We start from the raw sequence: 22878 nt of genomic DNA, 5'->3' as shown, positions 1-22878 counted from the left end.
ATGAATGCCTTTACCCCCCATGCCCCCTTCACCAGCGGTGAGGCGACCCGCCGCTGGCTGTTACATCTGGCCAAGGGTGCGGTTGCTGCCGTGCACCCCGATGCCCTGCTGACGGATAACCTGCCGCCGCCGCCTGCCGGCCGCACGTGGGTGGTGGGTGCCGGCAAGGCCGCTGCGGCCATGGCCCAGGCGCTGGAGCGCGTCTGGCAGCGACACTACCCGCAGGCTGAGCTGGGCGGCGTGGTGGTCACCCGCTATGGCCACGGAGCCGAATGCCGCCATATCGAGGTGCTGGAGGCGTCGCACCCGATGCCCGATGCGCTCGGCGAACAGGCCGCGCGGCGCATGCTCGACAGCGTAAGCGGGCTCGGCGAAGACGACCTGGTGATCGCGCTGGTCTCGGGCGGCGGCTCGGCGCTGATGACCCTGCCGGCGCCGGGCCTGGCGCTGCGCCAGAAGCAGGCGATCAACCAGGCGCTGCTCCGCTGCGGTGCGCCGATTCGCGAGATCAACACCGTGCGTCGCCACCTGTCGGCGATCAAGGGCGGTCGGCTGGCCGCGGCGGCGCACCCGGCGCAAGTGGTGACCTACCTGATCTCCGACGTGCCCGGCGACGACCCGACCCTGATCGCCTCGGGACCGACGCTGCCGGATGCCACCACAGCGCAGGATGCGCTGGCGATCCTCGAGCGTCACGCCATCACGATTCCCGACAGCGTGCGGCGCCACCTGGTCAGCGACGTCTCGGCGCCTGGACCCGGGGCACCCGGCTTTTCTCGCGATGTCTCGCGGGTGCTGGCCAAGGCCAGCGATGCCTTGGCCACCGCGCGCGAGCGCGCTGAACGCAGCGGCGTGCAGGTGCGCCTGCTCGGCGACGATCTCGAGGGCGAGGCGCGCGACCTGGGCCGCGCCCAGGGGCGCATGGCGCTCACCGCCCAGGGCGAGATCAGCACCCCGCTGCTGATCCTCTCCGGCGGTGAAACCAGCGTCACCGTGCAGGGGGACGGTCGCGGCGGACGCAACGTCGAGTACCTGCTGGGGCTATTCGATACCCTCAAAGGCGCCGAGGGCATCTATGCCCTGGCCATCGATACCGACGGCATCGACGGCTCAGAAGACAACGCCGGGGCGCTGTTCGGCCCCCGATGCTGGGGCCGCGCCCGGGCCGCCCGGCTGTCGGTGGCCGACCACCTGGCGCGCAACGACGCCTACAGCTTCTTCGCTGCGCTCGACGACCTGATCATCACTGGGCCGACCCGCACCAACGTCAACGACCTGCGCGCCATCCTGGTGCTGCCGAGGGCCTGATGAGACGCGACTCACCCGTGCTCCGCCATGCCGATGCCCTGCAGCGTCTCGCAAGCCGCTGACATGGGCGCGATCTGGCGCCACACTAGCGCTGGTAACCCATCTGCAACGGGAGTCATGCATGGCGCGCGCATGGTGCTGTGACAAGGGCACGCCGGAGGGCGGCGGTGCGCTGCTGGCGGACGTCAGCCTGCCGGCGGCGGTGATTCACGAGGCGCCGCTGGCGCACAACCTGGCCTGGATGCAGCGCTTCGCCGACGCCCACGGCGCGCGGCTGGCGCCCCACGGCAAGACCAGCATGGCGCCGGCGCTATTCAAGCGCCAGATTGAGGCCGGGGCCTGGGGCATTACCCTGGCCACGGCGGCACAGTGCCGCGCGGCCTTCGCCCACGGCACGGCGCGCCTGCTGATGGCCAATCAGCTGGTGGGCGAGGCCAATATGGCGATCGTTGCCGACCTGCTCGAGGCCGGCGCGGATTTCCACTGTGTGGTCGACAGTGCCGACAACGTTCGCCAGCTGGGTCGCTACTTCGCCGCCCGCGGCCTGCGGCTCAAGGTGCTGATCGAGCTCGGCATCGAGGGCGGCCGCTGCGGCTGCCGCGATCACGACCAGGTGCTGGCGCTGGGCGAGGCGATCGACAGCGAGTCGGCGCTGGTGCTGGCAGGCCTCGAGGGCTACGAGGGCGTGGTACAGGGTGATGACCCCCAGGCCAGCGTACGCGGCTATGCCTGGCGCCTGGTGGAAGCCTGCCGGGCCCTCGACCACGAGGGCCTGTTCGAGACCGCCGAGCCGATCATCACCGCGTCGGGCTCGGCCTGGTACGACCTGATCGCCGAGGCCTTCCAGCAGGCGCGGCTGGCCGAGCACATCGTGCCCGTGCTGCGCCCCGGCTGCTACGTGGTCCACGATCATGGCCTCTACCGCGAGGCGCAGCGCGGCGTGCTGGCGCGGCGCCCCGAGCTGCAGCGGGGGCTCGAGCCGGCGCTTGAGGTGTTCGCCCAGGTGCAGTCGCTGCCAGAGCCGGGGCTGGCCATCGCCGCCCTCGGCAAGCGCGATATCGCCGCCGACCAGCTGCCGCTGGCGCTGCGCCGCTACCGAGAGGGCGGTAGCCCCGACGACGGGCTATCGGTGGCCGGCTGGCGGGTCACCAAGCTGATGGACCAGCACGCCTTCATTCGCCTGCCCGAGGCGCGCGACGACGACATCCGCGTCGGCGATATCGTCGCCTTCGGTGCCTCCCACCCCTGCCTCACCTTCGACAAGTGGCGCCAGCTGCTGCTGGTCGATGACCAGCTGCGTGTCCGCGAGACGCTGACAACGCTGTTCTGAACGCCATGACGCGGCGGCCTGGCGCCGCCGCGTAGCGCGCCTCTGCGACCAATGTATAGGGGGTTGTGCGTTGACCGTACACAGTAGGCACTGCTAGCTTGCTGCTAACTGTTAACAATTTACAAGAGGTGTGAGATGGCGAAGATTCAAGCGTCAAGCGCGTTGCAGCGGTTTCGTGTGCTGGACCTGTCCCGCGTCAGAGCGGGCCCGACCTGCGTGCGCATGCTGGCCGACTTCGGCGCCGACGTCATTCGCATCGAGCCGCCGATGGGCGTCGACCCTAACGCCAACATGTTTGCCGACGTACGTCTCGGCGGTGACTTCCAGAACCTCAATCGCAACAAGCGCTCGCTGACGCTCAATCTCAAGAAGCCGGAAGCCAAGGAGATCCTCTACAAGCTGGTCGAAGAGGCCGATGTAGTGGTCGAGAACTGGCGGCCCGACGTCAAGGAGCGCCTGGGCGTCGACTATGAGTCGCTGAAGAAGATCAATCCGCGCATCATCCTGGCCAGCATCTCCGGCTTCGGCCAGTCGGGTCCCTACGTCAAGCGGCCTGGCTTCGACCAGATCGTCCAGGGCATGGGCGGCATGATGTCGGTCACCGGCTTGCCGGGCCAGGGGCCGGTGCGGGCGGGGATCGCCGTGGCCGATTCCAGCGCCGGCCTGTACACCGCGCTGGGCATCATGACGGCACTGCTCGAGCGCGAGCAGTCCGGTGAAGGCCAGTGGGTGCATACGTCACTGCTGCACGCCCAGATCGCCATGCTCGACTTCCAGGCGGCACGCTACCTCAACGATGGTGATGTGCCGATACAGGCGGGCAACGATCACCCCACCAGCTGCCCGATGGGGCTATTCCACGGCAGCGACGGCGATTTCAACATCGGCGTCTCCGGCGACGGCCAGTGGGTACAGTTCTGCAAGGCGCTGGACAAGCCCGAGTGGGGTGAGGATCCCCGCTTCAAGACGGTCAAGGATCGCCGTGAGCATCGACCCGAACTCAACGCTCTGATTCAGGAGATCTTCTCCACCCAGAGCGTCAGCTACTGGGTCGACCGCCTGAACGCCTTCGGCGTGCCGTCCGGGCCGGTGTATACGGTGCCGGAAATGTTCGAGGACCCGCAGATCCAGCACCTCGGCGTTTACCAGGAAGTCGAGGATAGCGATATCGGCAAGAAGTACTTCATCACCCAGCCGGTGCATCTGTCGCGTACCACCGCCAACGTGGCCAAGGTGGCGCCCAAGTGGGGCGAGCACACCGACGAGATACTGGGAGAGCTGGACTACTCGCAGGAGCAGATCAGCCACTTTCATGAGATTGGCGCCGTCTAATTGATCAGCCTGATATATCACGAGGAAGCACAACCATGAGTGCCCAAGAAAAACCGCCTGGCTACATCGATACCACCCTGGACGGTGGCGTGCTGCGCATCATCATCTGCAACGAAAAGCGCTATAACGCCATGTCGCTGGAGATGTGGAAAAGCGTCGCCAAGGCGGTGACCGATGCCCAAAGCAATGACGACGTACGCGTCATCGTGCTGCAGGGGGCCGGCAAGAAAGCCTTCATGTCGGGCGCCGACATCAGCGAATTCAAGGAGAAGCGCAGCGACAAGGCGCAGGCGCAGCACTATGCCGACAGCGTCAACGCCGCCCAGTCCGCGCTGCGCAGCAGCATCAAGCCGACCGTCGCCGCGATCAAGGGGATCTGCATGGGTGGCGGCATGGGGCTATCGCTCTCATGTGACCTGCGCTACAGCACCGAAACAGCCAAGTTCTGCATGCCGGCGGGCAAGCTCGGCGTGGGTTACGCCTACGAAGGTATCAAGCGCTTCGTCGACATCGTCGGCGCCACGCGCACCGCAGAGCTGTTCCTCACCGCGCGCACCTTCAGCGGCAGCGAGGCGGCTCGGATCGGGTTGGTCAACGAAGTGTTCAGCGAAGAGCATTTCGACAAGCTCGTCGATGAGCGTATCACCAGCATGGCCGGCTATGCCCCGCTGACCATGCAGGCGGTCAAGACCGGCATTCGCTGCGTACTGCAGGAGGACGATGCCCCGTCGGTGGAGGAGGTCAGCCGCATGGTGACGGCATGTTTCGAAAGTGACGACTATCGGGAGGGCCAGGCTGCTTTCAAGGAGAAACGTAAACCCCGCTTCCAAGGCAAGTAAGCACGACCAACAAGCATCACTTGATTACTACCCCAAGACCCAAGAATAACCAGGAGTACGTCATGCACAACGTCAAGCTCAAGAAGACCGCTACCACCCTCGCCACCGCCATTGCGGTCGCTACCGCCGGAATGGCCCTTACCACCAGCCACGCCTTGGCTGACGGCTGGGAGCCGGAAGAGCAGTTGAACATTACCATCGCCTTTGGCCCGGGTGGCGGCAATGACGTGCTGTCGCGCACGCTGATCGACATCCTCGAGAAGTACGACCTGTACCCCGAGAATATCGTCGCCACCAACCGTCCAGGTGGCAGCGGGGCCGTGGGCTGGGGCTACGTCTTCAACCAGGAAGGCAACCCCTACCACCTCTCCACCACCAGCGGCAGCTTCATCGCTACCCCGCTGCAGGCCGACACCCCTTGGGACACCATGTCCTTTACCCATATCGCGCTGATGGCTGCCGATGATCAGGTACTGGTGGTCAACGGTGACAGCGATATTCAGGACTTCGACGACTACCTGGAATGGGCCCGCGAAAACCCGCCTGCGGTAGGTGGTATCGGCTCGGTGAACAACGACTTCATCGTTGCCCAACTGCTCTCCCAGGAAGCCGGCTACGACTACGACTATGTGCCCTTCAACCAGCAGGGCGAGCTGACCACGGCGCTGCTCTCCAAGTCGGTCGATGCGATGGTGGCGACGCCGGGTTCGGTGATCGGTCTGATCGAATCGGGTGACTTCCGCGCACTGGCGTTCAGCGGCGAGACCGTACCCGATGCGCTGGAGGGTGTGCCGTCCTTCGCCGAGCTTGGCTACGGCGACGCCGCAGTGGCGATGCCGCGCGGTCTGATTATGCCCCCGGGCGTTCCGGAAGAAGCTCGCGAGTGGTGGATCGATACCATTGCCCAGGTGGTGGAAACGCCTGAATGGGCGGAATACGTAGAAGCCAACTTCCTTACTGAGAATGTGCAGTTTGGGGATGACTTCACTGACTTCCTGGAAAGCACCATCAATAACTTCGAGACTATTCTCACTGAAACTGGCGCAATCTAATCCAGTCACTGCTTGAGTTATAATAGTTGCTTAACCCGGCCATGCGTAAGCATGGCCGGTACCATGCAGATGCTGAATATGGCCGCGCTGTGCAGATGCTTGTGCAGCATTGAAATCTCGCAGCAGCCTCAGTGAGACTTACCATGAGACTCTTTTTCTACCTCTTTATTTTGGTAGTAGCAGTTTGCTACACCTATATGGCATTTGTAGACCTGAGCTTCCTGACCAATCGCGGACGCATGGGGCCGGGTTTCTTTCCGAGAATTCTAGGCGTCAGCATGATCGCTGCCATGCTGCTGGTGATCTTGAGCGATATCAAGAACAGGACGCTATTCTCCGGCGCTCAGGATAGCCAATACCAGGACGCAGCCGTGTTAATCGGTTTGTCGCTGACCTTTGGCGTGCTGCTGATGGTGCTTGGCTATGTCATCGCAATACCCGCCTATATCGCTGCCACGCTTTACTATTTCAATCGCGGTAAGCACAAAACCAATGCCGCTGTGACGGTGGCCGTGCCGGTAGTGATTCACTTCCTGTTTGGCACCCTGTTGAACGCAGCACTGCCGCAGGGCATGTGGTGGTAGCCCACAATCAATAGACAAGGGTATCGCAATGGAAATCTTTGACAATTTGTTGATGGGCCTGTCGATCGCCATCACCCCAGTGAATCTGCTCTACCTGCTACTCGGTGCAATGATCGGCATGATGATCGGTGCCATTCCGGGCTTCGGGCCCTCGGCGGGCATTGCCATTCTGCTCCCGGTTACCTTCAGCATGGACCCGATCAGTGCAGTCATGATGCTGGCCGCCATCTACTATGGCGCCATGTACGGCGGCACCATCACCGCCATCCTGCTCAATACCCCGGGCGACTCCACCACGGTGGCCTCAACCTTCGACGGCTTTCCGCTGGCCAAGCAGGGCCGTGCCGGCCCGGCCCTGGTGATGCAGGCCTGCGCCTCTTTCACCGGCGGCACCGTGGGGGTCATCCTGATCACCCTGCTGGCCCCCATGTTCGCACTAGTGACGCGCAGTTTCGGCCCCCCGGAATTCTTTCTGCTGTGCTTGATGGGCATCTTGACCCTGGTGGCGCTGATGTCGGGCAACTGGATGCTGGGCCTGGTGTCGGCGCTGATCGGTTTCGCACTGGGCACGGTGGGTGTCGATCTGGAGACCGGTCATCAGCGCTTCACGTTTGGTTCCACCGAGCTGATCGGTGGCATTCACTTCATACCGGTGGCGATTGGCCTGTTTGGTATCGGTGAGTTGTTTCACGCCTTCTATAGCGGAGCCCACAAGAGCGGCAGTGGTGGGATCGTCGAGTACCAGAATGAGGAGCGCTTCTGGCCGACCAGGAAGGATTTCCGCGAGAGCAAATTCACCATGCCGCGCAATGCCATCCTCGGCTTCTGCATCGGCCTGATCCCCGGCGCCGGCGCGACCATCGCCTCGCTGATGGCCTACTCGCTGGAGAAGTCGCTTTCCAAGACGCCCAAGAAGTTCGGCCACGGCGAGATGCGCGGCTTGACGGCACCCGAGTCGGCCAACAATGCGGCGTCCTCCGGGGCCATGGTGCCGCTGCTGACCCTGGGGATCCCCGGTTCGGCCTCCACCGCCGTGCTGCTGGCGGCGTTCATCATGTGGGGACTGCGTCCCGGGCCGCTGCTGATGGCGGAAAATCCCGAGTTCGCCTGGGGCCTGATCAGCAGCATGTACCTGGGTAACATGGCGCTGCTGGTCATCAGCATCTTCGCCATCCCGCTGTTCGTCTACATCATCAAGGCGCCCTACCGCATTCTGGCCCCGCTGGTACTGGTGGTCTGTGTGATGGGTACCTTCAGCGTCAATGCCAGCATGATCGAGGTATTTATCATGCTCGGCGCTGGTGTGATCGGCTTTTTGATGAAGCGCTTCGGCTTTTCGCCGGCGGCGGTGGTGCTGGCGCTGGTGCTGGGGCCGATGGCGGAGGAGTCGCTGCGTCAGACCCTGATCATCAGCCGCGGCTCGTTCGACATCTTTTTCCTACGTCCCTCGTCGGTCTACATCATGGTGTTCTTCGTCGCGGTGATTTTCTCCGGCATCCTGCTCAACGCCTATCGCAAGAAAGCCAATATCCAAGGAGACCCAGCATGATCGATGACGCAAAGGTCAGAGACGTATTCGAAGAGGCGCTTGCCACCCAGGAGCCGGCCTTCGAGAAGTTTTTCCTGGCCAAGTTCCTGCAGCTCTCGATTACCTATACCGACGAGGTGTGCCATGTGGTGCTGCCGGTCGCGCCGCACCTCTACAACCCTCAGGGTAGCCTTCACGGCGGGGTGATGGCGCTGGCCATGGACGTCTCCATGGGGCACCTGATTCACCACGTGATGGGGGCCGGGGGCAGTACCATCGAGATGAAGATCCAGTACATGCGTCCGGCCATGGCCGGCGAGGTGCGCCTCGAGGGCCGTTTCATCAAGCAGGGCCGTAACCTCTCCTTCCTCGAGTCGCGTGCCTTTGATGGAGCCGGCAAGCTGGTCGGCATGGCCACCTCCACCTGGAAGATGCCGGCCAATGGCTAGTTTGCTGGCCCTGCTGGATAGCCTCTCGCCCCTGTCGGGAGGCGTCAATGCGCTGTTGATCCTGCTGAGCCTGGTGACGGCCTGGATGACCAGCGCCTTTGGCATTGGTGGCAGTGCCCTGCTGATCATGTCCATGGCCCAGGTCATGCCGCCAGCGGCGGTGATTCCGGTACACGGCATGGTCCAGCTGGGCGCCAACGGCAGTCGTTTCACGTTGACCTGGCGCGACGTCGACTATCGGCGCCTGGCGGCCATCGTACCCGGTATCCTGATCGGCGCGGCGATGGCCTCGTGGCTGCTGATACGCCTGCCGCCCGGCATGCTCGAGTTGATCATCGCCAGCTTCATGATCTTCATGTGCTGGGGGCCGTCGCTGCCCGCGCGGGCGGTGGGCATGGGCGGCAGCCTGGTGATGGGCGCCCTGACCACCTTTCTGTCCAGCTTCGTGGGTGCAGCAGGTTCGATTGTGGCCGCCTACCTCAAGCACATCAGTCCCGAGCGGCTGGTGCGCGTGGCGACCTTCTCGGCGGTAATGTCGCTGCAGCATCTCTCCAAGGCGTTCATCTTCGGTTTCGCGGGTTTCGTGTTCTTCGATTGGTTGCTGCTGATGGCAGCGATGATTGGCGTCGGGTTCGTGGGCACTTGGGCGGGGCTGAAAGTATTGCAGCAGGTCAGTAATAATAACTTCGACTTTATCATGAAGATATTGCTGACAATATTGTCCATCCGGTTGCTGTGGGTGGCGTTCGAGAAATTGGTGTTGATATAATCGACCCGATATCTCCTTTATAAGTGAGGCGCGCCATGGATCCAGTATTGGAATCGGCCAATATCATTACCGAGCGAAAGGCATCATCTTTGACGACGATAGTCGCCGAAGAGCTCGAAAAACTGATTTTATCCGGCTATTTGAAGCCCGGGGAGCGGCTCAACGAAATGCGCCTGGCCGAGAAGTTCAACGTCAGTCGTGGCATCGTTCGCGAAGCGCGGCGCGGCCTGGAGCGGGCCGGATTGGTGAATAGTCTGCCCAACCGTGGCGTATTCGTAAAAAAAGTGACTCGCGAAGAGTATGTGGAAAATAGCGAAGTCCGGGCGCTGATTACCGCTTTTTTATGCGGTAAAGCGGCAGAGAATGCGGGTAATAAAGAAAAAAAAGAGCTGGAAAAGAAACTGGCAGAAATGGGTCAAGCAGCGGCGCGCGATGATGCCGATGCCTATTTTCATCTCAACTTGGCATTTCATGAATATATCTTGAAAACCGCCAACCACCAGCGCGCCAGTGCGATATATCGGGACCTGGTCAAGGACTCTCTATTAGCGCGTAAGTATCTGCTGCAGGGTGCGGTGGTGATGAGCAAATCCCACGAAGAGCATACCGAGATCGTCGACGCCATTGTCGCCAACGACAAGGCACGCGCCTACCAGGCGGGCCTCGAACATACCAGCAAGGGCCTGGCGCGGTGGTTGGAGCGCCAGGCCGAGGCAGAGGAGTGATCCCGATGGGCCCCAGACAATCACAATGCACCAGGAGAACATGATGGATTCCAGCAGCGCCAGCGGCAAGGTGTGGTCACCGGTGGTGACCCCCTTCCAATCCGACCTCTCCCCCGACCTGCCGCGCTATATCGAGCACTGCCGGTGGCTGGTCGACAACGACGTGGGCCTGGCCGTGTTCGGCACCAACTCCGAGGCCAATTCGCTCAGCGTGGCCCACAAGCAGCAGCTGCTCGACGCGCTGGTGGAGGCCGGCGTGCCGGGCAGCCGGCTTATGCCCGGTACCGGCAGCTGCGCCATCGAGGATGCCGTGACGCTGAGCCGGCATGCCCTCGAGGCGGGCTGCCACGGGGTGCTGATGCTGCCGCCGTTCTACTACAAGAACGTGCCCGATGAGGGCCTCTATCGCTACTTCGCAGAAGTGGTCGAGCGGGTTGGCGATGCGGCGCTCAAGATCTATCTCTACCACATCCCGCCGGTGGCCCAGGTGCCGATCAGCCTCGGCCTGATCGAGCGGCTGCGCAAGGCCTATCCCGAGACCTTCGTCGGTATCAAGGACAGTTCCGGTGATTGGGATAACACCCGGGCCATGATCCAGCAGTTCGCCGGCGATGGCTTCCAGGTCTATGCCGGCAACGAGCGGTTCCTGCTGCAGACCATGCGCGAGGGCGGCGCAGGCTGCATCAGCGCCACCGCCAACGTCAACGGCCGGGCCATTGTGGCACTGGCCAAGCAGTGGCAGGAGAGCGACGCCGACCAGGCACAGCTGGGGCTGAATGCCACCCGTGAGGTGTTCGAAGGCTTTCCGATGATCCCTGCGCTCAAGTCGGCGATCGCCGACTTCCGCGATAGCGCCGACTGGTGCCGGGTGCGTCCGCCGCTGGTGGCGCTGGACGAAGCGCAGCGTCGTCAGCTCGCCACCGCGCTCGATGAGCACGGCTTCTCCATGTGAGTGCAGGAACCCTTCGATGACGCAACGCAATCGCAAGCTGGCCGGTATCCTCAATCTCCACGATTTCGAGGTGGCGGCCAGGAAGAAACTGCCGCGGCCAATCTTCGGCTACGTGTACAACGCCGCCGAGGACCGCAAGACCTATCAGGCCAACCGCAGTGCCTTCGACGACTACCGCTTCGTGCCGCGCACCTTCGTCAATGTCTCGTCGATCTCGCTCGAGACCACGCTGTTTGGTGAAACCCACCAGGCACCCTTCGGCATCGCGCCGATGGGCATCAGCGCCATCTCCGCCTACCGTGGCGACCTGGTGCTGGCGCAGGCGGCCAAGCATGCCGGCATTCCGATGATTCTCAGCGGCGCCTCGCTGATCCCCATGGAAGAGGTCGCCGCCAGCGGCGGCACCGACTGGTTTCAGGCCTACCTGCCGGGCACGCCGGATGCCATCGAGGCGCTGATCAGGCGCGTCAAGCGCGCCGGTTTCCAGAACCTGGTGGTGACCCTGGATTATCCGGTGCCGCCCAATCCCGAGCACAATATCCGTAGCGGCTTCTCGTCGCCGCTCAAGCCCACCGCGCGGCTGGCGGTGGACGGCCTGCTGCGGCCGCGCTGGCTGCTCGACACCTTTTCCCGCACGCTGCTGCGCCACGGCATGCCGCACTTCGAGAACAACTACGCCCAGCGCGGCGCGCCGATCATCTCGCGGCACGTGGCCCGAGACTTCTCCGGCCGCAGCCACTTCGACTGGGAGTACCTCGACCTGGTGCGCCGGCTGTGGCCGGGGCGCCTGGTGGTCAAGGGCGTGCTGCATCCCGAGGATGCGGTACGCGCGCGTGATGCCGGAGTCGACGGCATCATCCTCTCCAACCACGGCGGGCGCCAGCTGGACGGCAGCGTCTCGCCGCTGCAGGTGCTGCCGCGGGTGGTGGCCGATGTGCCGGATATCCCGATCATGATCGACAGCGGCTTCCGTCGCGGCAGCGACGTGATCAAGGCGCTGGCGCTGGGGGCCAGCTTCGTGTTCCTCGGGCGGCCCTTCAACTATGCCGCGGCCTGTGCCGGCGAGGCCGGGGTGCGCCATGCCGCGACCCTGCTGGCCGATGAGGTGCGCCGCGACATGGCGCTGCTCGGCGTCACCGAGATCGCTGCCCTGGGCCGCGAGCATCTCTACGAGACCAGCCGCCTGGCCAGCGGCGCCTGACCACAACCAAAAGCCACCAGGAAGCCTTGTCATGCGTATTACCGATATTCGCGCCTCGATTCATGCCCTCAACGTCGATGTACCGGGCGTCGAGGCGTCGTTGGAGCGCCGCGTGTTCGTATTCGTCGAGGTCGAGACCGACGCCGGCATTGGCGGGTTCGGCCTGACCGGCGCCATGCTGCCGGCGGCGGTGGTGGCCTGCATCGAGCATCACCTCAAGCCGGCACTGCTCGGCATGCCGGCGCTGTCGCGTGAGCGCATCCACGCCCACGTCTGGCGCAAGCTCAATATCCGCGGCTATACCGGGGTGATCTCCAACGCGCTGTCGGCCATCGACATCGCGCTGTGGGATATCTGGGGCAAGCAGGAGCAGCGCTCGGTGCACGAGCTGATCGGCGGCTACCGCGACTGGGCGCCGACCTACGCTACCTTCGGCTATCCGTTCTTCGATACCGACCAGCTTGCCGAGCACGCCAAGCGCTTCCTCGCCGATGGCCACCGGATGCTCAAGATGGTGGTGGGTGGCGATCCGTCACGCAGCTGGAAGGAGGATGTGGAGCGGGTGCGCTGCGTACGCGAGGCGATCGGCGACGATGCCGACCTGATCATCGACGCCAACTGCTGGTTCGACCCCTTCGAGGCGCGCCAGCTGGCCCAGGCGGTGGCCGACTGCCGGCTGCTGTGGTTCGAGGAGCCGCTGCAGCAGAACGATGTGCGCGCGCTGGCCGATTTGCGCAGCCAGGTGAGCATGCCGCTGGCGGTCGGCCAGATGGAAGGCAACCGCTGGCGCTACCGCGAGTTCATCGCCGAGCGGGCAGTGGACATCATCCAGCCCAACGTGATCTACAACGGTGGCTTCACCGAGTCGATCAAGGTGGCGCACATGGCTCAAGCCTTCAATATGCCGATGACCAACGGCGGCGGCTGGCCAATCTTCAACATGCACCTGCTGTGCGGCCTGATGAACGGCGGCGCGGTAGAGTTCCACTACGGCATCTGGCAGGTCGGCAAGCACTTCTTCCACGGCACCCCCGACCCCGAGAACGGTCGCATGCAGCTGTCGGGGGCGCCGGGGCTCGGCTTCACGCCCAACTTCGATGCGCTCGAGGCGGCGCGTCTCGATGCAACCCAGCTCGCCACCTCGAGCAGCCACGATGCCCACGGCTATCGCCTGAGAGGCTGAGCGCCGCTCACTGCTCGATACCGTTCTCCTTGAGCTTCGAGGCCAGACGGTTGGCGACGCGATCCATTTGCCAGGGATCGACGCCGGGCAGCATGCGCCGGGCCTCGGCGAATAGCGTGGCGGCCTTGGTGTGGCGGCCGGAGTAGATCAGCATGATCAGCGTACCCTCGATCTGCTTCTCGGTATGGGCCGGCTCGTTATGCTTGTCGCGGCGTCCACCGCTGCTACGGGAAATTCTCACGGGCTGATTCTCACGGGGATTCGGCGCACGCCTCTCAAGCGGGCGTTTGATCATGCATTATGGGCATTAATGCCTGCCGGGTCATCCTCTCTAGGCTAGCGCGGCGGGGCGGCCAGCCGCGCCAGGCGGTCGCCGAACAGATAGGCACCCAGTGCAGTCAGGATCAGCAGCGCGCCGACCACCATCGACGGCGATGGCTGTTCGGCGTTGAAGGCCATGCCCAGGCCCAGCGCCAGCACCGGGGTGATCAGCGTCACCAGGGCGACCGTAGCGGCGCTCAGCCGTGACAGGATCAGGTAGTAGCACAGAAAGCCCAGCAGCGAGCCGAATACCCCGAGGTAGAGCACCGACCAGAGTCCGCGCTGGCTCAGTGGCACCATGAGCGGCTCGCCGCTGGCCAGCCACAGCGCCGCGAAACACGGCATGCTCAGCAACAGCGCACCGACGGTCTGGTTGAGCGGGTGCAGGCCCGCGGCGACGCGCTGTACGGCGATGCCGCTGCCGCTGAACAGCGTCACCGAGACCACCATCAGCGCCAGGGCGCCGAGCTGCTGGCGGCCGACCTGTAGCGAGTCGGCGAAGATCACCGCCAGCCCGACCACCCCCAGCACACAGCCGATCCAGTGCCAGCGAGCCAGCTTGTTGGCGCCAGGCAGCAGCTGCAGCATCAGCCCCGAGAGCAGCGGGGCCAGGCCGAACATCACCGACATCAGCCCCGAGGCGAGGGTCTGGGAGGCGTGATAGCTCAGCGCCATGGCGCCGAACACCCCGGGTACCGCCGCGGCGTAGCTGGCCAGGGCGCGCCTGGAGAGGCTCAGGCGCCTCCCGCTGGCGTAGAGGATCGCCAGCCCCAGCACCACCGCAATCGCCATGCGCAGCCATACGCTGCCCACCGGCGCGCCGGCCTCGGCGCTCCACTTGATGGCCAGCGGCGTGGTGGCCCATACCAGTACCACGATGAGATAGGCCGCAGAGGTGGGCATGGCATCCGTCCTTGGTAAGCTGAACCGGCGGCACATGCTGCGCAGCAATACGCGTCACAGCAGTGAATTTTCCCGAGAGTTGCTGTCAGCATAACAAAAACCGCCGCCGATTGATGAGGCGGATGCGCAGTTGGGCTGCCGACGGAGTCGCCCCGGGCGTTGCTTAGCCCCTACGGCAGCCTTGGGATGCATGACAGAGTGCTCAGCGCTCGGAGACGGCATCCTTCATGGTGCGCGGGTCGCGGCCGATCGGATGGGGCTCGCCGCGGGCCTTGGCCAGATCGATCTGGCGCTGGCGCTCACGGGCGGCGGCGCGGGTCTTCTCGGGCAGCGAATCGATGCAGTGCGGGCAGCTCACCCCGGGCTCATAGGCGGCGGAGCGCATCTCCTCGACCGACACCGGCATGCGGCAGGCGTGGCACTGTTCAAAGTCGCCCTCGCTGAGGTCGTGGCGCACGGTGACGCGGTTGTCGAACACGAAGCACTCGCCGCGCCACAGCGACTGCGCCTCGGGCACCTTCTCGAGGTAGTTCAGCACCCCGCCCTTGAGGTGGTAGACCTCTTCGAAGCCCTCCTTGAGCATGAAACTCGAGGCCTTCTCGCAGCGGATGCCGCCGGTGCAGAACATCGCCACCTTCTTGTGGCGAGCCGGGTCGTAGTGCCGACGCACGTAGTCGGGAAACTCGCGGAAGGTCGTGGTGCGAGGATCGATGGCGCCCTCGAAGCTGCCGATGGCGACCTCGTAGTCGTTGCGGGTATCGATCACCAGCACCTCGGGGTCGCTGATCACGTCGTTCCACTGCTCGGGCTCGACGTAGGTGCCTACCGTATCGTTGGGGTCGATATCGGGCACGCCGATGGTGACGATCTCGCGCTTCAGCTTGACCTTGGTGCGATAGAAGGGCGGCTCGTCGCAGTACGACTCCTTGTGATCGATATCGGTCAGGCGCGGGTCGGCGGTAAGCCAGTCGAGCAGCGCATCGATGGCCTCGCGGCTGCCGGCCACGGTGCCGTTGATGCCTTCGCGGGCCAGTAGCAGGGTGCCCTTGACGCCGTACGCGAGCATGGTCTGGCGCAGCGGCTCGCGGAGTGCCTCGAAATCATCCAGGGTGACGAACTTGTACAACGCCGCGACCACGATCCGCGGCGAATCGACGCTTTCTTGCATGCTTGGCTCCTGGTTGTCGCCCTCGCAAAGGGCGGACCATGGGTTGAGGCGGGCATTCTACGACAGCACCACGGGCGCTGCATCTCCTGCCACCTGATCCAGGTCAAGCCGATACAAGAAGGCCTCGTCACCGGTGGTGACGAGGCCAGGTCGAACCGTGAGCAGCGGCTGGCTCAATCCTCGAAGTTGGTCTCCGAGTAGAGCACGCGCACGCGCAGGGTATGCTCGACCTGCTTGAGCGCCTTGAGCGCCTGTGCGCCGTAGGCCTTGTCGACGTCGATCACCACGTAGCCGACCTTCTCGTTGGTCTGCAGGTACTGGCCGGAGATGTTGATGCCGTTCTCCGACAGCACCCGGTTGATCTCGGACAGCACCCCGGGCACGTTGTCGTGAATGTGCAGCAGGCGGTGCTTGTCGGGGTGCGCGGGCAGCGCCACCTCGGGGAAGTTGACCGAGGTCACGGTGGTGCCGTTGTCGGAGTAGGTGATCAGCTTCTCGGAGACCTCGACGCCGATGTTCTCCTGGGCCTCGAGGGTCGAACCGCCGACATGGGGCGTGAGGATCACGTTGGGCAGGCCGCGCAGCGGGCTCTCGAACTCCTCGTTGTTGCCCTTGGGCTCGACCGGGAAGACATCGATGGCCGCCCCCAGCAGCTTGCCGGCCTTGAGCGCCTCGGCGAGCTCCTCGATCACCACTACGCTGCCGCGCGAGGCGTTGATCAGGATGCCGCCCTGCTTCATCAGGGCGATCTGCTCGCGGCCGATCATCCACTTGGTCGAGGGCAGCTCGGGGACGTGCAGGCTGACCACGTCGGCGCGCGCCAGCAGCTCCTCGAGGCTGGCCACCTGGCGGGCGTTGCCCATGCCCAGCTTGGTCACCACGTCGTAATAGATGACGTCGAAGCCCAGCGACTCGGCGAGCACCGAGAGCTGGGCGCCGATGCTGCCGTAGCCAACGATGCCCAGGGTCTTGCCGCGCGCCTCGTGGGAGTTCTTGGCCGACTTCAGCCAGCCGCCCTGGTGGGCGCGGGCGCTCTTCTCGGGGATGCCGCGCAGCAGCATGATCGCCTCGGCCAGCACCAGCTCGGCCACCGAGCGGGTGTTGGAGTAGGGCGCATTGAATACCGGGATACCGCGGGTCAGCGCCGCGCCAAGGTCGACCTGGTTGGTACCGATGCAGAAGCAGCCCACCGCGGCGAGCTTCTCGGCGGCATCGAACACCCGCTGGGTCAGTTGGGTGCGTGAGCGAATGCCGAGGAAGTGAACGTCGCGGATCTTGTCGATCAGCGTGTCCTCGTCCAGTGAGGTCGACAGGTGCTCGATGTTGGTGTAACCAGCGTTGAGAAGGTTGTCCACTGCACTCTGGTGGACGCCCTCGAGCAGCAGAATCTTTATCTTGCTCTTGTCCAGGGAGGTTTTGGCCATCGTCGAATCAACCCTTTGTGCGGCGCAGCCGCTTGCTATCGGTATCGTGGTGAGCCTGTTGCAACAGGGGCGCTATCCTAGCACAGCAGGCCCGCGCCTCGGCCGGCGGCGGCGATGAAAATCCTGCGCCGTGACTATGAGCGGGCTGCATGTAGCGGCTGGCATAACCTGGGGCAGACGACCCCGGGGGTGGAGCGTGTATACTGTGGCATCATTTTCCCACGTGCTAAGAGCAACATACGCCATGGTCGATAGCCCGGCTGATATGCCCCCGGCGCCGCAGGATTTCGCCGCCACCCTCGAACGTCTCGAAGCGCTGGTCGCCCGGCTCGAGTCCGGCTCACTGTCGCTGGAAGACTCGCTGGCCGCCTTCGAGCAGGGCGTGGGCCTGACCCGCGATGCCCAGCAGCGCCTCGACGCTGCCGAACTCAGGGTGCGCCAGTTGATCGAGCAGCCCACCGGCGAGCTCGGCGAAGCGCCGTTCGACACCGAGGGTCGGGCGCAGTGACGGCACCGCTGGCGCTGCGCCTCGTCGAAGACCGCGCGCGGGTCGATGGCTGCCTCGAGGCCCTGTGGCAAGCGCGGCCGTCGGTCGAGCCACGTCTCGAAGCGGCCATGCGCTACGCTGTACTGGGCGGCGGCAAGCGGCTGCGTCCGGTGCTGGTATATGCCGCCGGGCGTGCCCTGGGGGCGGCGGATGCCGAGCTCGATGCACCGGCGGTGGCGATCGAACTGATTCACGCCTATTCGCTGGCGCACGACGATCTACCGGCGATGGACGATGATGACCTGCGCCGCGGCCAGCCCACGCTGCACAAGGCCTTCGACGAGGCTACCGCGATCCTCGCCGGCGATGCCCTGCAGACCTTGGCCTTCGAGGTGCTGGCAGGTACCAGGCACGCGCGGCTCGCCGCCCTGGTGGCAACCCTGGCCAGCGCCGCCGGTCGCCAGGGCATGGTCGCCGGCCAGGCGCTGGATCTGGCGGCGGTGGGTGGCCAGCCCGATGTTGCCGCGCTGGCGCATATGCACCGCCACAAGACCGGCGCGCTGATCAGCGCCGCGCTGCGCCTGGGGGGAGTGATTGCTGTCGCCGAGGACGACCCGCGGCTGGCAGCGCTGGCGGCCTATGGCGATGCCATCGGCCTGGCCTTTCAGATTCACGACGATGTGCTCGACGTCATCGGCGACACCCAGGTGCTGGGCAAGACCTCCGGCGCCGACGCCGCACGCGACAAGCCGACTTACCCGAGCCTGCTCGGCCTCGATGGCGCCCGCGCCAAGGCCGATGGGCTGCTCGATGACGCCCTGGCGGCGCTGGCGCCGCTCGGTGAGCGGGGCTCGGTGCTTGCCGAGCTGGCTCGCTACATGATCGAGCGCGACCACTGACGACGGTACCCCATGAAGCTGTTCGACGAAATTCCCGCCGAGCGCCCGGCCACGCCGCTGCTCGACACGCTCGACACGCCGGCCGGGCTGCGCGCCATGAGCCCGGCCCAACTGGCCCAGGTGGCCGACGAGCTGCGCGCCTATCTGCTCTACAGCGTGGGCTGCAGCGGGGGGCACTTCGGCGCCGGGCTCGGCGTTGTCGAGCTGACCGTGGCGCTGCACCACGCCCTCAGCACGCCGCATGACCGGCTGGTGTGGGACGTCGGTCACCAGGCCTACCCGCACAAGATCCTTACCGGGCGCCGCGAGGCGATGCTCGGCATTCGCCAGTACGGCGGCCTGGCGGCATTTCCGCGCCGCGCCGAGTCGGAGTACGACACCTTCGGCGTGGGGCACTCCAGCACCTCGATCTCGGCGGCGCTGGGCATGGCCCTGGCCGCTCGCGCTCGCGGCGAGCGGCGGCGGGTATGTGCGGTGATCGGCGATGGCGCGCTGACCGCCGGCATGGCCTTCGAGGCACTGGCCCACGCCGGCCATGTCGATGCCAACCTGCTGGTGGTGCTCAACGACAACGAGATGTCGATCTCCGAGAACGTTGGCGGCATTGCCAGCTACCTGGCGCGGATCCTCGCCAGCAAGCCCTATACCGCGATGCGCGAAAACAGCAAGCGGGTGCTGTCGCATCTTCCCGGTGCGCTGGAATTGGCGCGGCGCACCGAAGAGCACATGAAGGGCATGATCAGCCCCGCCACGCTGTTCGAGGAGATGGGCTTCAACTATATCGGGCCCATCGACGGCCACGACCTCGACGCCCTGACCCACGCCCTGAACAATATGCGCGACCTCGACGGTCCGCAGTTCCTGCACGTCAAGACGCGCAAGGGGCGCGGCTTCCAGCCCGCCGAGGCCGACCCCATCGGCTACCATGCCATCACCAAGCTGGAGAAGAACGGCGATACCCCGCTCAGCGCACCGGTAGCCCCCGCAAGGAAAAAGCCCAAGTACTGCAACGTCTTCGGCGACTGGATCTGCGATATGGCCGCCGTCGACGAGCGGCTGATCGGCATCACCCCGGCGATGCGCGAAGGCTCCGACCTGATCCGCTTCTCGCAGGCGTATCCCGAGCGCTACTTCGATGTCGCGATCGCCGAGCAGCACGCCGTGACCATGGCCGCCGGGATGGCCTGCGAGGGCACCAAGCCGGTGGTGGCGATCTACTCGACCTTCCTGCAGCGCGGCTACGACCAGCTGATTCACGACGTGGCGGTCCAGCACCTCGACGTCACCTTCGCCATCGACCGCGCCGGCCTGGTCGGCGAGGACGGCCCCACCCACCACGGCAGCATGGATCTCTCCTATCTACGCTGCGTGCCGGGCATGGTGATCCTGGCGCCGGCCGACGAGGCCGAGTGCCGCGCCATGCTCAGCGCGGCCTATCGCCATCCCGGTCCGGCGGCGGTGCGCTATCCCCGCGGCAGCGGGCCCGGGGTCGAGATTCCCGAGCATCTCGAGCCCATCGAGATTGGCCGCGCCGAGCCGCGTCGCGAGGGGCGCAGCGTCGCACTACTGGCCTTCGGTAGCCTCAATACGCCAGCCGCGGAGGTCGCCGAGCGGCTCGATGCCAGCCATCTCAACATGCGCTCGGTCAAGCCGCTGGACCGCAGCGCCGTGCTGGCCGCGGCCCGCGACCATGACCTGCTGGTGACCCTGGAGGAGAACGTGGTTGCCGGCGGCGCCGGCAGCGCGGTCAATGAGCTGCTGGCCACCGAGGGCGTGGCGGTCGAGGTCCTCAATCTCGGCCTGCCCGACGCCTTCGTCGAACATGGCAAGCCCGGCGAGCTGCTCGCCGAGTGCGGGCTCGATGCGGCGGGCATCGAGGCGGCGATTCGGCGGCGTCTAACGGTCGGCTAGTCGATCTTCCCCACACCCCCTTGCGTGGCATGGCAACGCCTCGACCCTCGGTCGAGGCGTTTTTTTAGCACGCTTCGATCTTGGGTTATCGGTTTTAGTTATCTAAAGCGGCAGTAAGATTTCCCGGCGCTTCCCGTAAGGCGACGTTATGGATGAGGTTTGCCGAGGAAATTGCCGTCATTTTATGTAAGACATATCTGACATTTAATGTAGTCAGTGGCGATGCTGTGATGGCCATAATCGCTAAAAATGCGCTCAAGATCCGGAAAGATTGGCGATAAAAGAAGCAATGTCGCTTATCGTGCTGTCGCCCCGCTTCTCGTCGGACTCCCCGTGCAGGCCAGCACCCCCTCTGGATTACCCGATAGCGTCTGCCTACCCTCGCGCCCTCGATATCTGCCTACCCTCGCGCCCTCGATACAAGATCATTCAGGGTTCACCGCAGAGGATCGCAGCATGGCGAAGGAAGGGACCGTCGCGCCGAAAGAGCGCATCAATATCAAGTACGTGCCTGCCACCGGCGATCAGCAGGCCGAAACCGAGCTGCCGCTGAAACTACTGGTGGTCGGCGACTTCAAGGGCGGTGCCGAAGAGACGCCGATCGAAGAGCGTGATGCGGTCTCGGTCGACAAGAACAACTTCCAGTCGGTGATGCGTGAGGCCGGTCTCGGCCTGCAGGCCAGCGTGCCCAATCGTCTCACCGATGGCGATGACGCCGCCGACCTGGCGGTGGATCTCGAATTCAAGTCGCTCAGCGACTTTGCCCCGGACAGCGTGGCCCGCCAGGTGCCCGAGTTGCGCAAGCTGGTCGAGCTGCGCGAGGCGCTGGTCGCCCTCAAGGGGCCGCTGGGCAACGTGCCGGCGTTCCGCGACCGGCTGCAGAAGCTGCTGGAGAGCGAGGACGCGCGCCAGCAGCTGCTCGCCGAGCTCGAGCTGCTCGACGGCGATAGCGACGCCAAGGGCGACAGCTGATTTCTCCGCTGGCGCCCTAGGGCACCGCGGTCACCCATGAATTCGAGGCATAGTGATGAGTGATACGGCACAGCAGCAGGGCCAGGCCAGCGAGGCCGTGGCCGAGGAATCCCTACTCGACCAGGTCATGGCGCAGACGCGCATGGCGCCGGCCGACGAGGGCTACGACGTCGCCAAGCAGGGCGTGGCAGCCTTTATCGCCGAGCTGCTCAACAGCGACAGCGAGGCCCCTCAGGTCAACAAGTCCGTGGTCGATCGCATGATCGTCGAGCTCGACCGCAAGATCGGCGGCCAGGTCGACGAAATTCTCCACGACCAGGGCTTTCAGCAGATCGAGTCGGCCTGGCGCGGCCTCAAGCTGCTGGTGGATCGCACCGACTTCCGCGAGAACATCAAGCTCGACCTGCTGCATGCCACCAAGGAGGAGCTGCTCGAAGACTTCGAGTTCGCCCCGGAGCTGAGCCAGAGCGGCCTCTACCAGCACGTCTACGCCTCGGGCTACGGGCAGTTCGGCGGCGAGCCGGTGGGCGGCATCATCGGCCACTACGACTTCTCGCCCTCGACCCCCGATATCAAGCTGCTGCAGTACACCTCGGCGGTGGGGGCGATGGCTCACGCGCCCTTCCTGTCCTCGGTGGCGCCCAGCTTCTTCGGTGTCGACAGCTTCGAGGAGCTGCCCAATATCAAGGACTTCAAGGCAATCTTCGAAGGGCCCAAGTACGCCCGCTGGCGCAGCCTGCGCGAGTCGGAAGACGCCCGCTACCTGGGCCTGACCGCGCCGCGCTTCCTGCTGCGCATGCCCTACGACCCGGTCGAGAACCCGGTCAAGAGCTTCAACTATCGCGAAACCGTCAGCGAGAACCACGAGCACTATCTGTGGGGCAACACCGCCTACCTGCTCGCCGAGCGCCTCACCGACAGCTTCGCCAAGTACCGCTGGTGCCCCAATATCATCGGTCCGCAGAGCGGCGGCGCCGTCGAGAACCTGCCGGTGCATACCTATGAGGCGCTGGGGCAGATCCAGGCCAAGATTCCCACCGAGGTGCTGGTCACCGACCGGCGCGAGTTCGAGATGGCCGAAGAGGGCTTCATCTCGCTGACCATGCGCAAGGGCAGCGACAACGCCGCCTTCTTCTCCGCCAACTCGGTGCAGAAGCCCAAGGTCTTCCCCAACACTGCCGAGGGCAAGGCCGCCGAGACCAACTTCAAGCTCGGCACCCAGCTTCCCTACATGTTCATCATCAATCGCCTGGCGCACTACATCAAGGTGCTGCAGCGCGAGCAGATCGGCTCCTGGAAGGAGCGCCAGGACCTCGAGCGCGAGCTCAACGCCTGGATCCGCCAGTACGTCGCCGACCAGGAGAACCCGCCGGCCGACGTGCGCAGCCGCCGGCCGCTGCGCGCCGCCTCGATCCAGGTTTCCGACGTCGAGGGCGAGCCGGGCTGGTACCAGGTCTCGCTCGCCGTGCGCCCGCACTTCAAGTACATGGGCGCCAACTTCGAGCTGTCGCTGGTCGGGCGTCTCGACAAGGAATAAGGGG

Annotated in this window: 22 protein-coding genes; 18 read left to right on the top strand and 4 right to left on the bottom strand. The window is 64.8% G+C overall.

Annotated features, from left to right (window positions below; all coding sequences use genetic code 11):
• The 13 genes from QC821_RS00930 to QC821_RS00870 all read left to right on the top strand — a co-directional run bounded on the left by QC821_RS00930 (nt 1) and on the right by QC821_RS00870 (nt 13252).
• The gene (locus tag QC821_RS00930) at nt 1-1308 is read left to right on the top strand and encodes a glycerate kinase type-2 family protein (protein ID WP_309715716.1); all 1308 of its coding nucleotides are present in this window, start codon (nt 1-3) and stop codon (nt 1306-1308) included.
• 121 nt (nt 1309-1429) lie between these two features.
• Nucleotides 1430-2638 (top strand): amino acid deaminase, encoded by a 1209-nt coding sequence (locus QC821_RS00925; RefSeq protein WP_309715713.1) that lies wholly within the window; start codon nt 1430-1432, stop codon nt 2636-2638.
• Between the two features lie 135 nt (nt 2639-2773).
• Nucleotides 2774-3970 (top strand): CaiB/BaiF CoA transferase family protein, encoded by a 1197-nt coding sequence (locus QC821_RS00920; protein WP_309715709.1) that lies wholly within the window; start codon nt 2774-2776, stop codon nt 3968-3970.
• 35 nt (nt 3971-4005) lie between these two features.
• Nucleotides 4006-4809, top strand: coding sequence for an enoyl-CoA hydratase (locus tag QC821_RS00915; protein WP_309715707.1), 804 nt, complete (start codon nt 4006-4008; stop codon nt 4807-4809).
• A 62-nt stretch (nt 4810-4871) separates the two neighbouring features.
• Nucleotides 4872-5861 carry a Bug family tripartite tricarboxylate transporter substrate binding protein gene (locus QC821_RS00910; RefSeq protein ID WP_309715704.1) on the top strand — a complete coding sequence of 330 codons (990 nt, stop codon included), beginning with the start codon at nt 4872-4874 and terminating at the stop codon, nt 5859-5861.
• A 143-nt stretch (nt 5862-6004) separates the two neighbouring features.
• The gene (locus tag QC821_RS00905) at nt 6005-6445 is read left to right on the top strand and encodes a tripartite tricarboxylate transporter TctB family protein (RefSeq protein WP_309715701.1); all 441 of its coding nucleotides are present in this window, start codon (nt 6005-6007) and stop codon (nt 6443-6445) included.
• Nucleotides 6446-6473: 28 nt separating this feature from the next.
• On the top strand, nt 6474-7994 hold the full coding sequence (locus QC821_RS00900; protein ID WP_309715698.1) for a tripartite tricarboxylate transporter permease: 1521 nt from the start codon (nt 6474-6476) through the stop codon (nt 7992-7994).
• Nucleotides 7991-8422 carry a PaaI family thioesterase gene (locus tag QC821_RS00895; protein ID WP_309715696.1) on the top strand — a complete coding sequence of 144 codons (432 nt, stop codon included), beginning with the start codon at nt 7991-7993 and terminating at the stop codon, nt 8420-8422. Before QC821_RS00900 ends, QC821_RS00895 begins: the two co-directional genes overlap by 4 nt.
• On the top strand, nt 8415-9191 hold the full coding sequence (locus QC821_RS00890) for a sulfite exporter TauE/SafE family protein (protein WP_309715693.1): 777 nt from the start codon (nt 8415-8417) through the stop codon (nt 9189-9191). The genes QC821_RS00895 and QC821_RS00890 overlap by 8 nt, the downstream gene beginning before the upstream one ends.
• 35 nt (nt 9192-9226) lie before the next feature.
• The gene (locus tag QC821_RS00885) at nt 9227-9916 is read left to right on the top strand and encodes a GntR family transcriptional regulator (protein WP_309715691.1); all 690 of its coding nucleotides are present in this window, start codon (nt 9227-9229) and stop codon (nt 9914-9916) included.
• 43 nt (nt 9917-9959) lie between these two features.
• On the top strand, nt 9960-10868 hold the full coding sequence (locus tag QC821_RS00880) for a dihydrodipicolinate synthase family protein (protein ID WP_309715688.1): 909 nt from the start codon (nt 9960-9962) through the stop codon (nt 10866-10868).
• 16 nt (nt 10869-10884) lie between these two features.
• Nucleotides 10885-12069, top strand: a complete 1185-nt coding sequence (locus tag QC821_RS00875) for an alpha-hydroxy acid oxidase (protein ID WP_309715685.1) — start codon at nt 10885-10887, stop codon at nt 12067-12069.
• A 31-nt stretch (nt 12070-12100) separates the two neighbouring features.
• Nucleotides 12101-13252, top strand: a complete 1152-nt coding sequence (locus QC821_RS00870) for a mandelate racemase/muconate lactonizing enzyme family protein (protein WP_309715682.1) — start codon at nt 12101-12103, stop codon at nt 13250-13252.
• Between the two features lie 7 nt (nt 13253-13259).
• On the opposite strand, the gene QC821_RS00865 is transcribed toward QC821_RS00870, so the two are convergent.
• The 4 genes from QC821_RS00865 to serA all read right to left on the bottom strand — a co-directional run bounded on the left by QC821_RS00865 (nt 13260) and on the right by serA (nt 17068).
• A complete protein-coding gene (locus QC821_RS00865) occupies nt 13260-13493 on the bottom strand; it encodes a hypothetical protein (RefSeq protein WP_309715679.1) in 234 nt (77 codons plus the stop codon).
• A 95-nt stretch (nt 13494-13588) separates the two neighbouring features.
• A complete protein-coding gene (locus tag QC821_RS00860; protein WP_309715676.1) occupies nt 13589-14476 on the bottom strand; it encodes a DMT family transporter in 888 nt (295 codons plus the stop codon).
• Nucleotides 14477-14678: 202 nt separating this feature from the next.
• A complete protein-coding gene (trhO, locus tag QC821_RS00855) occupies nt 14679-15644 on the bottom strand; it encodes an oxygen-dependent tRNA uridine(34) hydroxylase TrhO (RefSeq protein ID WP_309715673.1) in 966 nt (321 codons plus the stop codon).
• Nucleotides 15645-15817: 173 nt separating this feature from the next.
• Entirely contained in the window at nt 15818-17068 is a 1251-nt protein-coding gene (serA, locus tag QC821_RS00850; protein WP_076745982.1) for a phosphoglycerate dehydrogenase, read from the bottom strand.
• A 244-nt stretch (nt 17069-17312) separates the two neighbouring features.
• On the opposite strand from serA, the gene QC821_RS00845 reads away from it, so the two are divergent.
• The 5 genes from QC821_RS00845 to tssC all read left to right on the top strand — a co-directional run bounded on the left by QC821_RS00845 (nt 17313) and on the right by tssC (nt 22874).
• On the top strand, nt 17313-17576 hold the full coding sequence (locus QC821_RS00845; protein ID WP_309715667.1) for an exodeoxyribonuclease VII small subunit: 264 nt from the start codon (nt 17313-17315) through the stop codon (nt 17574-17576).
• Entirely contained in the window at nt 17573-18454 is an 882-nt protein-coding gene (locus QC821_RS00840; protein ID WP_309715664.1) for a polyprenyl synthetase family protein, read from the top strand. The genes QC821_RS00845 and QC821_RS00840 overlap by 4 nt, the downstream gene beginning before the upstream one ends.
• A 12-nt stretch (nt 18455-18466) precedes the next feature.
• Nucleotides 18467-20365, top strand: coding sequence for a 1-deoxy-D-xylulose-5-phosphate synthase (dxs, locus tag QC821_RS00835; RefSeq protein WP_309715661.1), 1899 nt, complete (start codon nt 18467-18469; stop codon nt 20363-20365).
• Nucleotides 20366-20821: 456 nt separating this feature from the next.
• Nucleotides 20822-21337 (top strand): type VI secretion system contractile sheath small subunit, encoded by a 516-nt coding sequence (tssB, locus tag QC821_RS00830; protein WP_095620631.1) that lies wholly within the window; start codon nt 20822-20824, stop codon nt 21335-21337.
• 55 nt (nt 21338-21392) lie between these two features.
• Entirely contained in the window at nt 21393-22874 is a 1482-nt protein-coding gene (tssC, locus tag QC821_RS00825) for a type VI secretion system contractile sheath large subunit (protein ID WP_309715657.1), read from the top strand.
• The last annotated feature ends 4 nt before the right edge of the window (nt 22875-22878 follow it).

This window comes from Franzmannia qiaohouensis, from assembly GCF_031451695.1.
GTDB lineage: Bacteria > Pseudomonadota > Gammaproteobacteria > Pseudomonadales > Halomonadaceae > Franzmannia > Franzmannia qiaohouensis.
Note: the sequence above shows the minus strand (reverse complement) of the source record. Positions and strands in the feature narration are given on the sequence as shown.